15 protein-coding genes and 1 pseudogene are annotated in these 15,186 nt (G+C 68.4%); 6 read left to right on the top strand and 10 right to left on the bottom strand.

The annotated features are described in order from the left end of the window. The first annotated feature begins 280 nt into the window (after positions 1 to 280). On the top strand, positions 281 to 946 hold the full coding sequence (locus SNOUR_RS09380) for a class I SAM-dependent methyltransferase (RefSeq protein ID WP_312632190.1): 666 nt from the start codon (positions 281 to 283) through the stop codon (positions 944 to 946). A 133-nt stretch (positions 947 to 1,079) separates the two neighbouring features. Here SNOUR_RS09380 and SNOUR_RS09375 read toward each other — a convergent pair whose 3' ends face one another. Then, positions 1,080 to 2,030 (bottom strand): NAD-dependent epimerase/dehydratase family protein, encoded by a 951-nt coding sequence (locus tag SNOUR_RS09375; RefSeq protein WP_067345505.1) that lies wholly within the window; start codon positions 2,028 to 2,030, stop codon positions 1,080 to 1,082. A gap of 177 nt (positions 2,031 to 2,207) precedes the next feature. Further along, positions 2,208 to 2,510, bottom strand: coding sequence for an IS3 family transposase (locus SNOUR_RS46125; RefSeq protein WP_159425836.1), 303 nt, complete (start codon positions 2,508 to 2,510; stop codon positions 2,208 to 2,210). A gap of 147 nt (positions 2,511 to 2,657) precedes the next feature. Here SNOUR_RS46125 and SNOUR_RS46120 point away from each other — a divergent pair, with 147 nt between their 5' ends. Continuing rightward, entirely contained in the window at positions 2,658 to 3,089 is a 432-nt protein-coding gene (locus SNOUR_RS46120; protein ID WP_067345502.1) for a hypothetical protein, read from the top strand. Positions 3,090 to 3,601: 512 nt separating this feature from the next. On the opposite strand, the gene SNOUR_RS46115 is transcribed toward SNOUR_RS46120, so the two are convergent. After that, positions 3,602 to 3,820, bottom strand: a complete 219-nt coding sequence (locus tag SNOUR_RS46115; protein WP_159425835.1) for a hypothetical protein — start codon at positions 3,818 to 3,820, stop codon at positions 3,602 to 3,604. A gap of 3 nt (positions 3,821 to 3,823) precedes the next feature. Between SNOUR_RS46115 and SNOUR_RS44590 the strand changes: the two are divergent. Then, positions 3,824 to 4,640, top strand: a pseudogene (locus SNOUR_RS44590) (IS5 family transposase). On the opposite strand, the gene SNOUR_RS09360 reads toward SNOUR_RS44590, so the two are convergent. After that, entirely contained in the window at positions 4,630 to 4,986 is a 357-nt protein-coding gene (locus SNOUR_RS09360) for a hypothetical protein (protein WP_067345497.1), read from the bottom strand. The pseudogene SNOUR_RS44590 and the gene SNOUR_RS09360 sit on opposite strands and share 11 nt — an antisense overlap. Positions 4,987 to 5,454: 468 nt before the next feature. Between SNOUR_RS09360 and SNOUR_RS09355 the strand changes: the two genes are divergently transcribed. Both SNOUR_RS09355 and SNOUR_RS09350 read left to right on the top strand, forming a co-directional pair. Continuing rightward, complete coding sequence (locus SNOUR_RS09355; protein WP_159425834.1) at positions 5,455 to 5,913, top strand: SUKH-3 domain-containing protein; 459 nt, start codon at positions 5,455 to 5,457, stop codon at positions 5,911 to 5,913. 13 nt (positions 5,914 to 5,926) lie between these two features. Beyond that, entirely contained in the window at positions 5,927 to 6,298 is a 372-nt protein-coding gene (locus SNOUR_RS09350; RefSeq protein ID WP_079142434.1) for a YwqJ-related putative deaminase, read from the top strand. Between the two features lie 243 nt (positions 6,299 to 6,541). On the opposite strand, the gene SNOUR_RS09345 is transcribed toward SNOUR_RS09350, so the two are convergent. The 4 genes from SNOUR_RS09345 to SNOUR_RS09330 all read right to left on the bottom strand — a co-directional run bounded on the left by SNOUR_RS09345 (position 6,542) and on the right by SNOUR_RS09330 (position 11,604). Beyond that, entirely contained in the window at positions 6,542 to 8,014 is a 1,473-nt protein-coding gene (locus SNOUR_RS09345) for an amino acid permease (RefSeq protein WP_079142432.1), read from the bottom strand. 37 nt (positions 8,015 to 8,051) lie between these two features. Then, complete coding sequence (locus SNOUR_RS09340) at positions 8,052 to 9,569, bottom strand: MFS transporter (RefSeq protein WP_079142430.1); 1,518 nt, start codon at positions 9,567 to 9,569, stop codon at positions 8,052 to 8,054. Between the two features lie 57 nt (positions 9,570 to 9,626). Further along, positions 9,627 to 10,214 (bottom strand): flavin reductase family protein, encoded by a 588-nt coding sequence (locus SNOUR_RS09335; RefSeq protein ID WP_079142427.1) that lies wholly within the window; start codon positions 10,212 to 10,214, stop codon positions 9,627 to 9,629. A 169-nt stretch (positions 10,215 to 10,383) separates the two neighbouring features. Further along, entirely contained in the window at positions 10,384 to 11,604 is a 1,221-nt protein-coding gene (locus SNOUR_RS09330) for an acyl-CoA dehydrogenase family protein (RefSeq protein WP_079142426.1), read from the bottom strand. Between the two features lie 340 nt (positions 11,605 to 11,944). On the opposite strand from SNOUR_RS09330, the gene SNOUR_RS09325 reads away from it, so the two are divergent. After that, positions 11,945 to 13,393: a pyridoxal phosphate-dependent decarboxylase family protein gene (locus SNOUR_RS09325; RefSeq protein WP_159425833.1), complete on the top strand. Its 1,449-nt coding sequence runs from the start codon at positions 11,945 to 11,947 to the stop codon at positions 13,391 to 13,393. Between the two features lie 24 nt (positions 13,394 to 13,417). Here SNOUR_RS09325 and SNOUR_RS09320 read toward each other — a convergent pair whose 3' ends face one another. Both SNOUR_RS09320 and SNOUR_RS09315 read right to left on the bottom strand, forming a co-directional pair. After that, positions 13,418 to 14,095: a LuxR C-terminal-related transcriptional regulator gene (locus SNOUR_RS09320; RefSeq protein WP_067357983.1), complete on the bottom strand. Its 678-nt coding sequence runs from the start codon at positions 14,093 to 14,095 to the stop codon at positions 13,418 to 13,420. Positions 14,096 to 14,329: 234 nt separating this feature from the next. Continuing rightward, entirely contained in the window at positions 14,330 to 14,911 is a 582-nt protein-coding gene (locus SNOUR_RS09315; RefSeq protein WP_067345490.1) for a TetR/AcrR family transcriptional regulator, read from the bottom strand. Between the last annotated feature and the right edge of the window lie 275 nt (positions 14,912 to 15,186).

The raw sequence follows: 15,186 nt of genomic DNA, 5'->3' as shown, positions 1-15,186 counted from the left end.
CCCACAGCACGGGAACGCCGGCGCGACCCCGAACAGAGCAATGACGACTGGGTCCGGCCGTGCCCTCGTGAAGCGGTCTTCCCGGCCTGCGCCGGATCGCGTGCCGGGAGGCGGTCAGCTCCGGCACGTTTCCTTCACGACATCTCCTCGGCCGCTCATCAGTTGTTTTACCAGTTCAAGGGCACACTGCTCGGCACGATGTCGCCGAGCATGCCGTCTAAGCAGATGTCATCACTCGCACCTCGATAATTTCGCAAGCACTAGAGAGATGGTTGGCGGCGTGGCTGAAGTAACGCTGTTCCTCCGGGAATACGTGAAGACGCGACGGGACGTGGGGGCTATCGCCCCGAGCAGCGCCCGGCTCTGCAGGGCACTCACCCGGTACATGATCCCGAATCCCGCCCGCCCCCGCGCGGTACTCGAGGTGGGGGCCGGTACCGGAGCGGTGACCCGCTACATCACCGGCTCACTCGGCCCACTGGACACCCTGGATCTGATCGAGGCCAACCCCCGTTTCGCCGCCCTGCTGCGAGACACCTACGCCGGTGATCCGCGAGTGCGCACCCACACGGGCCTGATCCAGGAACACGAACTCGGCTCCTACGACACCATCGTGTGCGGCCTGCCGTTCGCCAACTTCGACGCCCGCACGACGAAGGACGTCTTCGACCGGCTCCTCGCGTCCCTGCGGCCCGGCGGCACGCTGTCCTTCTTCGGGTACGTGGGAGGCGAAACCGTACGCCGGACACTCGCCGACGGAGCCGACCGCGAGCGCACCCTCGCCGGGCTCGGCGCACTGCGCGGCATCCTGCGCCGGCACACCTTCCGCACGGAGACGGTGTTGGGGAACCTGCCGCCGGCCCGGGTCCATCACCTGGCGCCGGTCGGCCTGCCGGCTCACTCCGAACAGGCACCCGCCTGCGGCTGCCGCGCGACGTCTGCCTGAACGCTCCGCCCGGCAGCACGGTCAGAGCACCACGACGCCAGCCTCGCCGCCCGGGCACCGACCTCGTCCGTGAGCATCGCGCCGCTCACCTTCTGTGAGTGATGCCGTGTTCGGAGGGCCCGGGTGGCTGCGGTCAGTGCTGGGTCCGAGCCAGGAAGGAGCGGTACCAGGCGAGCGCGTCGTCCAGAGTCGTGTCGAGGGCGATCGGCTCGATGCCGAAGGCATCCTGGAACGCGGTGGAGTCCATCACCTGGGCTTCGGTGTGCTGGTAGAACAACTCGGCGTAGGAGCCCATGAACACCTCGTCGAACGGCCCGAAGGGGCGCGGCTCGCTCATGGTGGTGAGCTTCAGGGGATGCCCGACCGCTCGCTCGATCTGCTGGAGTATTTCGCGGGTGGTCCGGGCGGGGGCGGTGGGCAGGTGCCAGACGCGGCCGTCGCCGTCGGGACGCTCTCCCAGGGTGGCCAGGCCGGCGGCCACGTTGCGGATGTCGGTGTAGCTGTGCGGTAGGTCGATGTCGCCCAGGGCCAGCACGTCGGTTCCGGTCAGGGCGCCGGGGAAGACGGCGCCGCCCAGGGTGGAGTTGAGCACGCCGGGGCCGACGAAGTCCGCCGAGCGGCCGAGAACGACGCGGGCGCGGCCATCGCGGTGTGCGGCCAGGTACTGCTCGTCGAGGGCGGCCCGCATCCTGCCCTTGGCGCTGGTCGCGTTCCACGGGGTGTCCTCGGTCATGACCCGGCCGTGGGTCTCGCCGTACGGGTAGAGGGTGTCGAGCACGACCAGGCGGGCGCCTTCGGCCTCGACCGCGCCGAGCACGGCGTGCTGGATGGCCGGCATCACGTCTATCTGCAGGTGGTAGGCGACGTTGACGCAGTGGTACACGACGGCGGCGCCCTTGATGGCGACCCGGGCGCCCTCGACGGTGCCGACGTCGCCCCGGACCCGGGTGACTCCGCCGGGGGTCGGGCCGGTCCCGGAGCGGTCGACGAGACGGACCGCGTGTCCCCGCCGGGCCAGCTCACCGGCGAGCGTCGAGCCGGCCGGCCCGGCACCCAGGACAACGTGGAGATCAACGGCGTTCATGAGAAGTCCCTTTCTGTTGCTGCTTCTGCTGCTTCGTACGGTTCGTTGCCCGTACGACGACACTCGTTCGTTACGGTCACTCGCAACAGTTAGAGACTATAACTCCTTTCCGTGCGGGCTGTAAGAGGGCGTCGGGTGCAGTTCCAGCAAGTTCCGCGGAGCACGCCCGCACCGAGATCAAGAAGATCGCCCGGGTGCCACCGCCGATACGCAGGCATGGGCCACCACGCCCGAACGCACCTGACGGCCCAGACGGACATGCCGGCCACCGCCCTCCGCCTTCGGTCGCGCTCCGCCCCGTCCTTCCCGGATGCCGTGTCCGCGCATGGCGAGGGTGAAGCGTTTGCGATTCACGCACCGCTCCAGGCGCCGCAGTTCGGCGTGGATGCGCGGGACGCCGTACGTTCCGCGGGACGCGAGGTGGGCCACGGCGATCTCGTGGGTCGGCGTCTCGTTCCTGCCGTCCTCACCCGGAACCAACCCTGGAAAGGCGCACTTCCGTCTCGACGAAAACCTGGAAACAGTCCGGATTACAGTAGCTAGCGGACACCAGTCGACAGTCGATGGCCTGAGATCTGCCTGCCTGGGCCTTCCACATCTCTCGCGGAAGGCCCAGGTGTCCCCTTCATGGCGATCACAAGCATTACCCAAGAGCCGCCGGGAGAAGGATTGATACTGAGCGTCATCGCATTGCTCGGATTGGCGGGTGCCTTCCTCGCCATAGGCGCGCGAGGCCCTCTGAAGAGGCTCGGCTGGCCCATTGCCGCCATTTCCCTGGGCGCCGTCTTGCTCGCTGTGCTCATGGGTCCGATGGCAAGCCTGGTCGCCATCAGCGCCTACGGTGTTGTAGTGGCCGTCGTTCCCCCCTTTGCGTATGAGGCGCACAAAGCCCGGTCGTGGTGGTTCCTCGCTGTGCTGCTGGCAGAGGCATGCCTGACCGCCTGCTTTGCGGTAGGAGGAATCGACATGATCGCCCTGTGGCTCATGCTCTTCGGGCCCGGCGCACTCGTCGCGGCAGCTCAGCTGGTGTCCCAACTGCGTCAGCGCAACAGCGGTTGACGAGTGGGCGCGCCGCGCTGCAGTGACTCGATCGCCCAGCAGGAGCCGGCGACCTGGACGATTTCGGCGATCTCCATGCCGACGGGCGGATGGGCGGATGGGTGACCATCTCCCATCCCGGCGGGAAGAACCAACTCCGTAAGCCGGGGACTGGTGCTTGGCGCACCACGAACGCTGAACGCGGGCGCTGCGGAAAGCCTTCGGCCCACCGCATTCCATGTCGGGCGCGGCTCGCCGGCCTCACGGTGCGAGCGTTCACTCGGGTGCGATGCACCAAGGGCCTGCAGAGCAGCAATTCGGGGAAAGTGAGGGAGCCTCCTGCATGGCGCGCAACAGAAATACGTCAGCCGTGCGGGGCTACGCCAGTCACAGCTCCCCGCGCATCATCGGCATGTGCGTATGGTTCAACTCGCCCCTCGGGCACATCTACCGCACACGGTGCCCACTTCGCGGGCATGCGTGACTGGCACCCGCCTCGTGCTTCGGCCCAGGAGCGGGTGTTCTGTTGTTTTTCAGGTCTCTCTTGCTCTCTCCTTCAGGGGCCGTTGATGCTGGTCGCTATCAATCGATAGTGATCTTGATCGTTTCTCCTTGCGGATGGTCAGCGGTGAGCGACCTGCCGCCGGGTGGGAGGTCAGGGTGATGCCATTGGCCCGGAGGTGCCTCCGGGTGTTGGCTTCGGTATGCGTTCTTAGAAGTTGTTTCTTTTGGGCTTGCTGGTCGTTGGTCATGCCATGACGGATTTGGTTGAGCGGTTGGTGCCGGAGGAGTTATGGGTGCTGTTCCGGCGTGTGGTGCCGCCGACGGAAGCGAAGCGTCCGCAGGGAGGGGGCCGGCGCCGGGCGGGGGACCGCGAGACCTTGGCCGCGATCATCTTCGTGGCCACCTCGGGCTGCACGTGGCGGCAGTTGCCGCCGACGTTCGGGCCGTGCTGGCAGACGGTCTACCGGCGCTTCGCCCGGTGGAGCCGGGACAGGGTCTGGGCCCGGCTCCACCGGGCCATCCTCGACGAACTCGGCGCCCGCGGCGCGGTGGACTGGTCGCGATGTGCGATCGACTCGGTCAGTGTCCGGGCGGCAAAAGGGGGCCACTGACGGGACCGAATCCGACCGATCGCGGCAAGAGTGGATCGAAAATCCACCTCATCACCGATCGCAACGGGCTGCCACTATCACTGGGTATCTCCGGCGCCAACGTGCACGATAGCCATGGATTGGAACCACTGGTCCGCGGCATCCCGCCGATTCGTTCCCGCCGCGGACCGCGCAGGCGCCGGCCGGCGAAGCTGCATGCCGACAAGGGCTACGACTACGACCACCTGCGCAGATGGCTCCGCAAGCGTGGCTCCGCCATCGCATCGCCCGCAGGGGCGTCGAGTCCTCCACACGGCTGGGCCTACATCGCTGGGTGGTCGAGAGGACCGCGTCCTGGTTGGCTGGCTGCCGTCGACTCCACCGCCGCTACGAATGCAAGGCCGAACACTTCCTCGCCTTCGTCGGCATAGCCGCAGCCCTCATCGGCTACCGCAGACTGGGGCGACTCATGACCTGAGCTGCTGCATCTGAGGGTCGTAGCAGACAAGGCCCATCGACGAGGCAACTTCTGCCGCATAGGCCGATGCCTCGTCAGCCATGCTGTAGCGCATCGGGAAGTAGATCAGCGACCCCTTGGCCTCCCCGATCAGCGGCCCGGTGGACCAGGGAGAGACGTCGTCCTCGTCCTCTGCGAGGTCAGGCCACCGCTCCAGAAGTGTGGCGACGTACTTGGCGATGCGATCGGTCGGTGGATGCTCCACATCGGTGCGCGTGTAGCGGTGGAACAGGTCATGGAAGATCTCCCCGGCAGTGGCACCATCCGCGGGGCGGTGCCCCTCCCAGACAGCAAGGTCGTAGCTCATACACGCGAGGCTGCCACACGTCACTGACACTCATGGATCAGCACTCAACGGAATGCGATCAGAGAGATCCACCACCAAAAGAAACGACCTCTTAGTGGCTGGGTTCTGGGGGCCTTCCGTCGGAGTCGGTTGTGGTGAGCCGGATGACCAGGTCGGGAAGGAGCGGCAGGATGATTCGGGTGCTGCACCCCGACTCCCCAGGAGAACCCCAAGGCGCATCCTGCGCTACAGCAGCTCCTGGGCGATGTCAAAGGGACTGCGATCAGGACCCCGGCCGATGCCAGACAAGCCCTTGAGGGTGGCGTCATGCACACTCGCCAGATAGGTGACCTGAAGGAGAGGGATCCGGAAACGGGGAAGAAGGTCACGACACTCAAACATGGAGATTTCAAGCCACCATGCAGGTCTTGCGAGTATATGTTGCCGGCGCTTGGGATATCCGTCCATCGTTGACCGATAGGGGTTGCCGTGCCTGTATCAATGTCGCGGGATGAGGTCCTGCAGTGGCTCACCGCGAATGGCTGGAGTCCGGACTGGGGGATTGAGGAGAAGGCTCGCGAATTTGTTTCCGAGGTGGTTGCCGAGTCGGAGAAGGAGGGGTTTTCGACGATCCCCTTCGATGCGGCCGTGAGATTCATTAGTAGCTATGGGCTGCTCAAGTTGACGCACCCAAGTGACCCTGAGAGCAAGCTGATCACCAATCCGACCGGCGGCTATGAGGGTGATTTCAGTGAAATCGCTGAGCTGTCGCAAGAGTTGGGGAAGCGCCTGTTCCGGGTCGGATACGACCTTCCTGATGGAGGGATCTTTGTGGTGGCCGAGGACGGAGATTTCTACTGCATCCATCATACGGGGGCGTATCATCTCGGCTCTGACGAATTCGAGTTCTTCAACAACTGGGTGAAGGGTGACTTGCAAAGTGTCTGAGCGCTGGGAAGGGATGCTGATTCCCGGGACGGCATCCTCTCTCCTCGTCCAGGGGAAGGTCGTCAGCCACACGAATCTGAGTGGGGATGGAACTCCCAATCTCCACCCGGCCGTGCGCAGTTACTTCGAGGCAGTCCCTGAGAGGCTGCGCGAACCGTTTCTCGGGTACTGCGCCGAATCGGCCCTCGTGTCCGATCAGGTCTGGGCCCTCGATGCCGAACGGCCGGGACGTCCGCCGATTACGCTGCAAGAGGCGGTGCTCCGCCAGGGCGGGTACGGGCATGCCGAGTTCCTGCAACCAGCAGGCCACCTGGGTGATCGGGGCAGGGATGGCGGCTCTACGTCCCCCGAGTACCGGAGAGAAGCGGCCGGACTCTTGGAGTAGCTCCAGCTCGGTAGCGAGCGAGGTGTTCCGTGGGGTATTGGTCCAACTCATCCCTCGGACAGGGATCGTTGACCAACGTCATGCGGGTCGGGAGTGCCCCCGACCCGCATGACGTGTTTTCCATTGCTCCAGGCATCGTCGCCGCGGTAGTGGCGGGGTTTGTCGAGGATCGCTTGGACGGTCTGCTTGTAACGGGTGAGGTCGGGACCGCTGGCGGGTGCCGCGGTTGGGGAAGTGTGGGCCTCAATGTGAAGGGTGCCTTGGGCGGTGTGTGCGGAGGTGCCGGGTGCAGCGGCGGACTGCGTAGGCCGTCAGTACGGTTCCCAGGCTGATCAGGCTCATGAGGAGTTGGGGGCGGGTGCCTGGGAGGAGCGCCATGGAGAGCAGGATCGCCAGGAGTGCGGCGATAGCCAGCCAGGTCAGGTAGGGGTAGCCCCACATACGGAACGTCAGGCGGTGGGGTTCGGTGCGCTCGGCCCGGGCGCGGAGGCGCAGTTGGGAGACGGCGATCGTGATGTAGAGGAAGATCAGCACGGCTCCGGTGGAGTCGAGCAGGAAGCCGAACGTCCGGTCCGGTTGGAGGGCTTGGGCGCCGATGGACGCGTAGCCCATGACGGTGCCGAGGAGGACGGCTCGGGAGGGGGTGCCACGGCGGTTGGTGTGCGCGAGTCCGCGTGGTGCTTCCCCGTGTCGGCACAGTGTGGTGAGCATGCGGGACGAGGCGTAGAGGGTGGAGTTGAGCACGGAGAGCAGGGCGGCGAGGACGACCGCGGTCATGACGGTGCCGGCGAACGGGATGCCCATCCGCGTCATGGCGACGGCGTACGGGCTCTCCGGGCCCACCAGGGTGTCCCACGGCACGATCGCCACCACGAGGAAGATCGAGCCCACGAAGAAGAGGAGCACGCGCCAGAACACCTGACGGGTGGCCCTGGTGACGGCGGTGCCGGGGTCGGGGCTCTCGGCCGCGGCGATGGTGACGATCTCGGTGCCGCCGAACGCGAAGATGACGACCACCGTCGCGGCGAGGGCGGCACCGGGGCCGTTGGGGAGCAGGCCCCCGCGATCCACGAAGTGGCTGAGGTGCGGGCTGCCGTCGCCGGGCCAGAAGCCGCAGACATAGGCGGCGCCCAGCGCCAGGAACCCCAGGATCGCGCCGATCTTGACGATCGCCAGCCAGAATTCGACGCTGCCGAACGAGCCGGCGGAGCAGAGGTTCACCAGGGCCATGGCGGTGAGCAGCAGCACGCTGACCGCCCAATCCGGCACCGCGGGCAGCCAGTCGTGCACGATCCGGCCGCCCGCGATGGCCTCGATGGCGACGATGGCGACGAACGCGTACCAGTAGAGCCAGCCGATGGTGAACCCAGCCCAGTCGCCGAGGGCCAGGCGCGCGTAGTCGGCGAAGGAGCCGGACATCGGGCGGGTGACGACCATCTCGCCCAGCATCCGCATGACCAGGATGACCAGCAGGCCCGCGAGCGCGTAGGAGAAGATGGCGGCGGGGCCGGCACTGTGGATGGTCTGCGCGCAGCCGAGGAAGAGGCCGGTGCCCACCGCGCCGCCCAACGCCATGAGGGTGAGGTGCCGTTGTTTCAGGGCGCGTCCGGCGGGTGCCGGGTGAGCGGGACGGTGGTGTTCCGGACCGTCCGGCACCTGGCTGCGGTCGGGTGCGTCCGCCGGTCGTCCGGATCGTCCGGATGCGGACACGGTCATGCTGTCTCCCCCTGGGTGGATGCTCATGGGCGGATGCTCAACGAGCGGTCCGGACGGTTTCCGGTTGAACTGCCCCGGCGGGTGTGGCCGCGGCGGGCCCTTCGGTGGCGGGCACGCGGCGGCTGTTCCGGAAGTTGGCGCAGATCATGATCATCAGGACCATACCCGCGGCGGCCGCGAGCACCGCGGTGCGCACCCCGTCGCTGGTGGCGGTGCGCAGTTCCTCACCGCTGAGCCCGCGGGTGCCGGCATTGGCGAGGGCGACGAGGACGGCCAGGCCGACGGCGCTGCCGACCTGTTCGCCGGTGCTGGCGATGCCGGACGCGATGCCTTGGTCGCCTTCGTCCACGCCGGTCATCGCCGCCGCGTACATCGTCGTGTAGACGACGCCCTGGGCCAGGCTGAGCAGGCTCAGGCCCGGCAGGAGTGCGGTGAAGGAGGCGTCGGGGGAGAGCGACAGGGCGAAGGCGACCGTACCGGCGACACCCAGGACGAGGCTGCCGATGAGGGTGGCGCGCATGCCGAAGCGGGTGGCCAGCCGGCCGCCGACGGCCGTCCCGACGAGGACCCCCGCGCAGGGGACGACGAAGGCGATACCGGTCTGCATGGCGCTGAAGCCGTGCACGTTCTGGAAGTAGAGGGTGAGGAAGTACGCCAGCACCCCGAAGGTGGCCATGAAGGTGAAGGTGACGGCGGTGCCGGTGCTGAGGTTGCGGTTGCGGAACAGGTGCAGGGGCATGAGCGGGTTCCGGCCCCGCCGCTCGATCGCCAGGAAGGCCAGCAGGAGCACGATCGCCGCGGCTCCGCTGATCAGGACGGCGGGGGCGGTCCAGCCGGACTCGGGCCCCTGGACGAGTGCCAGTACGAGGAGGGTGGCCCCCGCGGTACCGGTCAGGGTGCCGTACAGGTCGAACTCGGCGAACACCCGGCCGCGTCGGAAGGTTCCGTCGGCCGGGATCAGCGGGGCGGCCAGCGCGATGCCGACGGCGGCGAGCGGGACGTTGACGAGGAAGACGGCCTCCCAGCCGAAGGTCTCGGTGAGCACCCCGCCCAGCAGCGAGCCGAGCACCATCCCGCATCCGGCCGCCCCGCCCCAGACGGACAGCGCCCGGTTGCGTTCCCGGCCTTCGGCGAAGAGGGAGGTGACCAGGGAGAGGGTGGCCGGGGTGAGGAAGGCGCCGCCGATGCCCTGCCCGGCCCGCGCGGCCACCAGCAGCCCGGGCGTGGTCGCGAGCGCGCCGGCGAGGGAGGAGACGGCGTACAGCACGAGGCCGAGGGTGAACATCCGGCGCCTGCCGAAGAGATCGCAGGCCCTCCCGCCGAGCAGCAGGAAGCCACCGAAGGCCACCGTGTAGCCGCTGACCACCCACTGCAGGTTCTGGGCCGTGAAGTCGACGTCGGCGGCGATCCCGGGGAGCGCCACGAACACGATGTTGTAGTCGAGCCCGATGATCAGGTGGGCGAATGCCAGGAGGGCGAGGGTCAGTCGGGTTCGACGGCCGCGCGGTGTCGCCGGTGGGGCGTCGGCGCGGGCGTCGTGGGGTGCACAGGACATGGTGGCGTTCCTTGCGGGAGGGCCGGGAGGGCTGGGGGACGACGGCGGCCGGGCGGGTCAGGCCGCGGCGGCGGGCCAGGAGGCGAAGGTGCGCATCCCGTAGAGCAGCGGGTCGGCGTCCTCGGGGCGCTCCTGTTCGACGCGGAAGATCTCGCCGAAGATCACCTCGTGGTCGCCGACGCGCAGGGTGCGGGAGACCCGGCAGTCCGCGATGGCGTGCGCGTCGCGCACCAGGTGCGGGCCGCCGAACTCCGCGGAGTTGGCCCACTCCACGGCGTCGAAGCGGTGCGGGTCACCGGAGGCGAAGAGCGTGGCGGCCGAACGGGCCCCAGCGTGCAGCAGGTTGACCGCGAAGGTGCGCCGCTCCAGGACGCTCTCCAGGGTCCTGCTGTTGCGGTTCAGGCAGACCAGCAGGGTCGGCGGATCGAGGGAGACGCTGCTGACCGAGGAGACGGTCAGACCGCGGGGCGGGTCCTCGGGACCGCCGGTGGTGACGACGGCGACGCCGGTCGGGAACGTCGACATCAGGGCGCGGAACTGCGCCGGCGCGATGGTCACAGGGGTGGCTTCGTGGTTCGCGCGCAGGGTGGGGGTGGTGGGTGCCGTGGGGGCAGTGGGGGAGGTGAGTGTGGTGGTGTCCGTCATGACGGGGATCGCATCTCCTTGTGGATGTCGTGAAGGCCGTGGGTGCCGTGAGTGCTGTGGAACCGGCGGGTCCGCCAGGTTCGGTGGGTCCGGCGGGTCCGGTGGAACCGGCAGGTCCGGTTGGTCCGGCCGGGCGGCGTGGGCGTCCGGCGAGCGGTGCCCGCGCCGGTCACCACAGCAGGGTCTTCTGCGGGATCTGGCCGCCCAGCAGCAGCTCTCCGGCCGCCTTGAGGTTCTGCACCCCGGCGTCCACGTGCTGGCTCATGGTGCTGACGTCCCGCAGCCAGCGGTCCATCGGCGACCGCTTGCGGTAGATGGCCGAACCGCCCACGAGGGTGTAGAGCCGGTTGACGATCGACCGGGCGACCTCGAACGCCTTGTAGCGGGCCAGTGCGGTGGCCACCCGCTCGTCCGGCGTCGGCTGCTGGCCGCGCTCCAGCCGGGCCCACTGCTCCGCAAGGCTCGTGTACACCGCGTAGCGGGCCCCGGCGAGGTCCGCCTCGGCCTCGGCGATCGCGGTGGTGAAGCGGTAGTGCGCGGACCACGGGGTGCCGGTGGACTTGTCGGTGCGCGTGGCGGCGAGCTCACGGACGTGGTCGAGGGCGGCTCGGGCGACGCCGAGCGGAACCCCCGGCATGGTGCGGAGGATGGCGTCCGGCGCCGCGTGCAGGGTCCCGGTACGGTGCGGCTCCAGCAGACTGAAGGTGTGCTCCTCCGGTACGAAGAGGTCTTCGGTGGAGTAGTCGCAACTGCCGCTGCCCGCAAGGCCGGTGGTGTACCAGCTGTCGTGGACGCTGAAGTCCTCCCGGCGGGCGATCACGATCCGCCAGTGGACTCCGTCGCCGTCGGGGGCGGACTCCGGCGCCCCGTCGCGATGTACCACGCAGCCGGCGAGCAGCAGGTCGCTGTGGGTCATACCGCTGCCGAAGTGCCACTTGCCGCTGACCCGGAAGCCGCCGGGGACCCGCTCGGCCCGCCCGGTGGGGTTCACGAAGCCCGCCGTGATGGTGTCCAGGCGGGGGAAGAGGGCGCGGGCCACCGCGTCGTCGAGGTAGCCGGAGAAGATCCCGGAGTCGGAACCGATCATCGCGCACCAGGCGGCCGAGGCGTCTCCGGTGGCGATGGCCTCGATGACCTCGGTCTGCTGAACGGACGTCATCTCCGGACCGCCCCAGGAGCGGGGCGCCGCCATCCGGAACACGCCGGTGCCGCGCAGGATTTCCACCACGTCACGCGGCAACTGGCGATTCTGCTCGATCTCTTCGGCGCGTTTGCGCAACACGGGTGCGGCCTTGCGAGCGCGCTCCAGAATCTCCTGCGCATCGAGCCGGTCCGCGTCGGAGATGGCCTGGGAAGGGCCGGCGGCAGGCATGCCGGTGGCAGTGCTCATGAATTCACTCCGGTATCGGTGAAGGGAAGGATGTGGGCCGTGCGCGAGGGAATGCGGATGCGCTCGCTGAAAAGGGGAAGGCAAACAGCCCCGGCCCGATCGACAACCGAAGGCTATTTCCGTGCGTCGGGACGCCGCATCCCTCCCCGGCCGGCAATCTCGGATACTCCCAGGGGATACACTTTCGCCCCTCGTGTCACCCCGGGGAGACAGTCGCGGAGGTGCCGCCGAGGTTCCTGTACACCCAAAGTTGACACTGCCGGTCGTACCCCTCTGAGCTGCGGCTTTGTGGAGTTTCTCGGGGGTGGTCGGGCGCATTCGCGTCGCTACGATGCGAGGCATGCGTGAATATCCGTTGGAACCCAGTGGCCCCGAGATGCGCGCCATGAGCGAGGCGGCGATGCTCGTCGTCGAGCAGTTCGTCAACGACCTCCCCGAGGCACCCGCGAAAGACCTCGACGGGGCTTTGGAGCTGGCCGAACAACTCCGCGAGGAGGCACCGGAAATCGGTACCTCCTTCGAAAAGCTGCTCAACACCGTCGCGGTCTCCTCGCAGAAGGCGGTCAACAACTCGGGTCCCGGTTTCATGGCCTACATTCCGGGTGGCGGCCTCTACGTATCCGCTCTCGCCGACTTCCTGGCGGCAGGCTTCAACCGATACGTCAGCCTGGCCGCGAAAGCTCCCGCGCTGGCTCAGATCGAGGCGACCGTGGTCCGCTGGCTGTGCGACCTGTTCGACTATCCGTCCGAGGCCCGGGGAGTGCTCACCTCGGGCGGATCGATGGCGAACTTCTCCGCGGTGATAACCGCCCGGAAAGCGAAGCTGGGTGAGGACTTCTCGACCGGCGTGCTCTACACGTCCGAGCAGTCGCACGCCTCCTGCGCCAAGGCCGCCTACCTCGCCGGCTTTCCCCGGGAGCGCATCCGCATGGTGCCGACGGACGAGCGCCTGCGCATGGACGCGGACGCGCTGACCGCCATGGTCGAGGCGGACCGGGCAGCGGGACTGCGGCCGTTCATGGTCACCGCGTCGGCCGGCACCACGAACACGGGATCCGTCGACCCCATGGCGCGCGTCGGCGAGGTGGCCCGGGCCCACGACATGTGGTTCCACGTGGACGCGGCCTACGGGGGCCCGTTCCGCATGACCGAGTACGGCCGTCGGCTGTTCCGGGGCATCGAGTCGGCCGACTCGATCACGCTCGACCCGCACAAGGCGTTCTTCATCCCGTACGGCACCGGTGCGCTGATCGTGCGCGAGGGGTTCCGACTGCGTGCGGCCCATCACGTGGAGGCCGACTACCTCCAGGACACCGACGGCCTGGACGAACAAATCCCCAGCGCATCGGAGTACGGCATGGAGCTGTCCCGCGACTTCCGCGGCCTGCGCCTCTGGCTTCCGGTGAAGCATCACGGACTGGCCGCGTTCCGCGCCGCGTTGGAGGAGAAGCTGGAGCTGACCCGCTACCTCTACGACGAGCTGCGCACGACCCCGGGCTTCGAGGTCCCCCTGGACCCGGACCTCACCGCCGTGCCCTTCCGCTACCTGCCCGAGCGCGGTGACCCGGACGCCTTCAACCGCCGGCTGCTGGCACGGATCAACGACTCCAAGCGCGTCTTCCTCTCCAGCACCCTGCTGGACGGCCACTTCATCATCCGGGCCTGCATCGTCTCGCACCGGACGCACCGCGACCGCGTCGAGGAGGCGGTGCGCATCATCCGCTCCGCGGTGCAGGACCTGCTCGCCCTGGACGCCGCCGCGCCGTCGGAACAACCGGTGGCGCGGTGAGGCCGGTGGCCCCCTGGCGGACGTTCAGGGGGCCACCGGCACACAGGCGTGCGCGGCGATCCCGCTCTCGACCGCCACCAGCGCCAGCTGCACCCGGTCACGGGCGCCGAGCTTGGCCATGATGCGGCTGACATAGGTCTTGGCGGTCAACGGGCTGAGACTCAGCCGCTGCGCGATCTCGGAGTTGGTGAGCCCCTCGCCGATGAGGGCGAGCACCTCGCGCTCCCGGTCGCTCAGCTCCGCGAGCGCCGGCCGGTTGACGGCGGAGCCGTCGTACAGACGGGGAACGTACCGTTCGATGACCTTCTGGGTGTGCCACGGATTGAGGAACGAGGCGCCCGCGGCGGTCGCGCGAATGCCCTCCAGAAGCTGTGCGGGCTGGGTGTCGACGGGCAGGAAGCCGGCCGCCCCCATGGCCAGCGACTTGAAGAGGTGTTCTTCGTCGTCGTGAATGGTCAGCATCAGCACCCGGACGTTCCGCAGCGCCGGATCGCCGGTGATCTGCCGGGTCGCCTCCAGGCCGTCGGGCTCGCGCAGATGTGTGTCCATGAGCACGACATCGGGCGCGGTGCTGCGCGCCAGTGCCACGACGGACTCCCCGTCGGCGGCGTCGCCGACCACTTCCATGTCGGGCGCAGAGGAGACGAGCAGGCAGAAGCCGGCGCGGGCGGCCGCGTGCGCATCGGCGACGAGGACGCGGATCCTGCTCGGCTCGCGGAGCCGTCTCGGCCCGTGGCTCGCTCTCGGTTCCCTCTGGCTGGACAAGGTCGTCCCCCCTGCGTACGACTGCATCCATCTGACCCAGGGGTGTCCGTCCCGGGCTGTTCTACGGTCAACCTTACCCTCAGGGTTCCGCGGATTACGAGCCTAATCGGGCTAAAATATTGCGATTCGTTGATGGTCACGCTTCAACGCCTTGCGAACCACGGAATTTCCTCACTGTCCGGCAGGGAGGAGTTCGCGCAGCATGGCCTCGAAGTCCGCGACCGTCGTGGGCTCGTCGCCGAGCAGCGCCTTCAGCAACAGACCGTCGTAGGCGTGGGTGAAGAGGGTGATCCGGAGCTGGTCGTCGGTGAAGAGCCGGGCGAAGTCGGCGAGCGTGGCCGTCCAGCGGCTGGTGGTGTCCCGGAGTTCCGGGCGCCGGGCCGCGCGCAGGCAGAGCTCGAACTCGGCCAGGAGGTGCGCCCGGTCGGCGAGCTGGTCGGCCATGAACAGTGCCAGGCCCCGGATCCGGTCGGTGCCGTCGGCCGCCGGGGGCGCCTCGATCAGTTCCCGGACGCGTGCGGAGTCGGCCTCCATGCAGCTGGTGAGGGCCGCGGTCAGCAGTGCGTCGATGCTCTCGAAGTAGTAGGTGGTCGCCGTCGTGGGCAGGCCGGCTTCCTGGGCGACCGTTCGATGGGTGGCGCCGGCGGCACCGTCCCGGGCGACCACCCGCACCGCGGCCTCCAGCAGGGCCCGCCGTCGGCGGGCGCCCTTGGCCTTGCGTCCGTCGGTGATGGCCTCGTCGGGGATCGACATGTCGGGAAACTCTCCTGCCTGGGGGTGGGCGCCAGCACCATAACCCGGCCCGCCGGCGCACCGCGGGCGCGGTGGGACCGAACCGCTGTCGACGCCAACTGCGGGGCGCCATAAGCACTCCACGGGCCGACCCGGTTTCCCCGCTCAAGAAACTGGGACTATAGTCCCAGTTGTTGTTCTGTCGTCTGCACGGTGCCCTCATGCGTGGCGCGCGGCGGCAGGAACGTCCCTGCCTGTTGCCGCCGCCCGCACGGGATCACCCCAACCTCTGGACG

This window comes from Streptomyces noursei ATCC 11455, assembly GCF_001704275.1.
In the GTDB taxonomy this organism is placed as follows: Bacteria; Actinomycetota; Actinomycetes; order Streptomycetales; family Streptomycetaceae; genus Streptomyces; species Streptomyces noursei.
The sequence above is the reverse complement of the archived record's forward strand: the minus strand, read 5'-3'. Positions and strand labels throughout refer to the sequence as shown.

What these genes read in the sequence shown, in the direction of transcription:
- SNOUR_RS46120 (WP_067345502.1), top strand. Translation starts at nt 2,658, where the DNA reads ATGGCGATCACAAGCATTACCCAAGAGCCGCCGGGAGAAGGATTGATA.
- SNOUR_RS46115 (WP_159425835.1), bottom strand. Translation starts at nt 3,820, where the DNA reads ATGACCAACGACCAGCAAGCCCAAAAGAAACAACTTCTAAGAACGCAT.
- SNOUR_RS09340 (WP_079142430.1), bottom strand. Translation starts at nt 9,569, where the DNA reads ATGTCCTGTGCACCCCACGACGCCCGCGCCGACGCCCCACCGGCGACA.
- SNOUR_RS09330 (WP_079142426.1), bottom strand. Translation starts at nt 11,604, where the DNA reads ATGAGCACTGCCACCGGCATGCCTGCCGCCGGCCCTTCCCAGGCCATC.
- SNOUR_RS09325 (WP_159425833.1), top strand. Translation starts at nt 11,945, where the DNA reads ATGCGTGAATATCCGTTGGAACCCAGTGGCCCCGAGATGCGCGCCATG.
- SNOUR_RS09335 (WP_079142427.1), bottom strand. Translation starts at nt 10,214, where the DNA reads ATGACGGACACCACCACACTCACCTCCCCCACTGCCCCCACGGCACCC.
- SNOUR_RS09360 (WP_067345497.1), bottom strand. Translation starts at nt 4,986, where the DNA reads ATGAGCTACGACCTTGCTGTCTGGGAGGGGCACCGCCCCGCGGATGGT.
- SNOUR_RS09345 (WP_079142432.1), bottom strand. Translation starts at nt 8,014, where the DNA reads ATGACCGTGTCCGCATCCGGACGATCCGGACGACCGGCGGACGCACCC.
- SNOUR_RS09375 (WP_067345505.1), bottom strand. Translation starts at nt 2,030, where the DNA reads ATGAACGCCGTTGATCTCCACGTTGTCCTGGGTGCCGGGCCGGCCGGC.
- SNOUR_RS09350 (WP_079142434.1), top strand. Translation starts at nt 5,927, where the DNA reads ATGCTGATTCCCGGGACGGCATCCTCTCTCCTCGTCCAGGGGAAGGTC.
- SNOUR_RS09315 (WP_067345490.1), bottom strand. Translation starts at nt 14,911, where the DNA reads ATGTCGATCCCCGACGAGGCCATCACCGACGGACGCAAGGCCAAGGGC.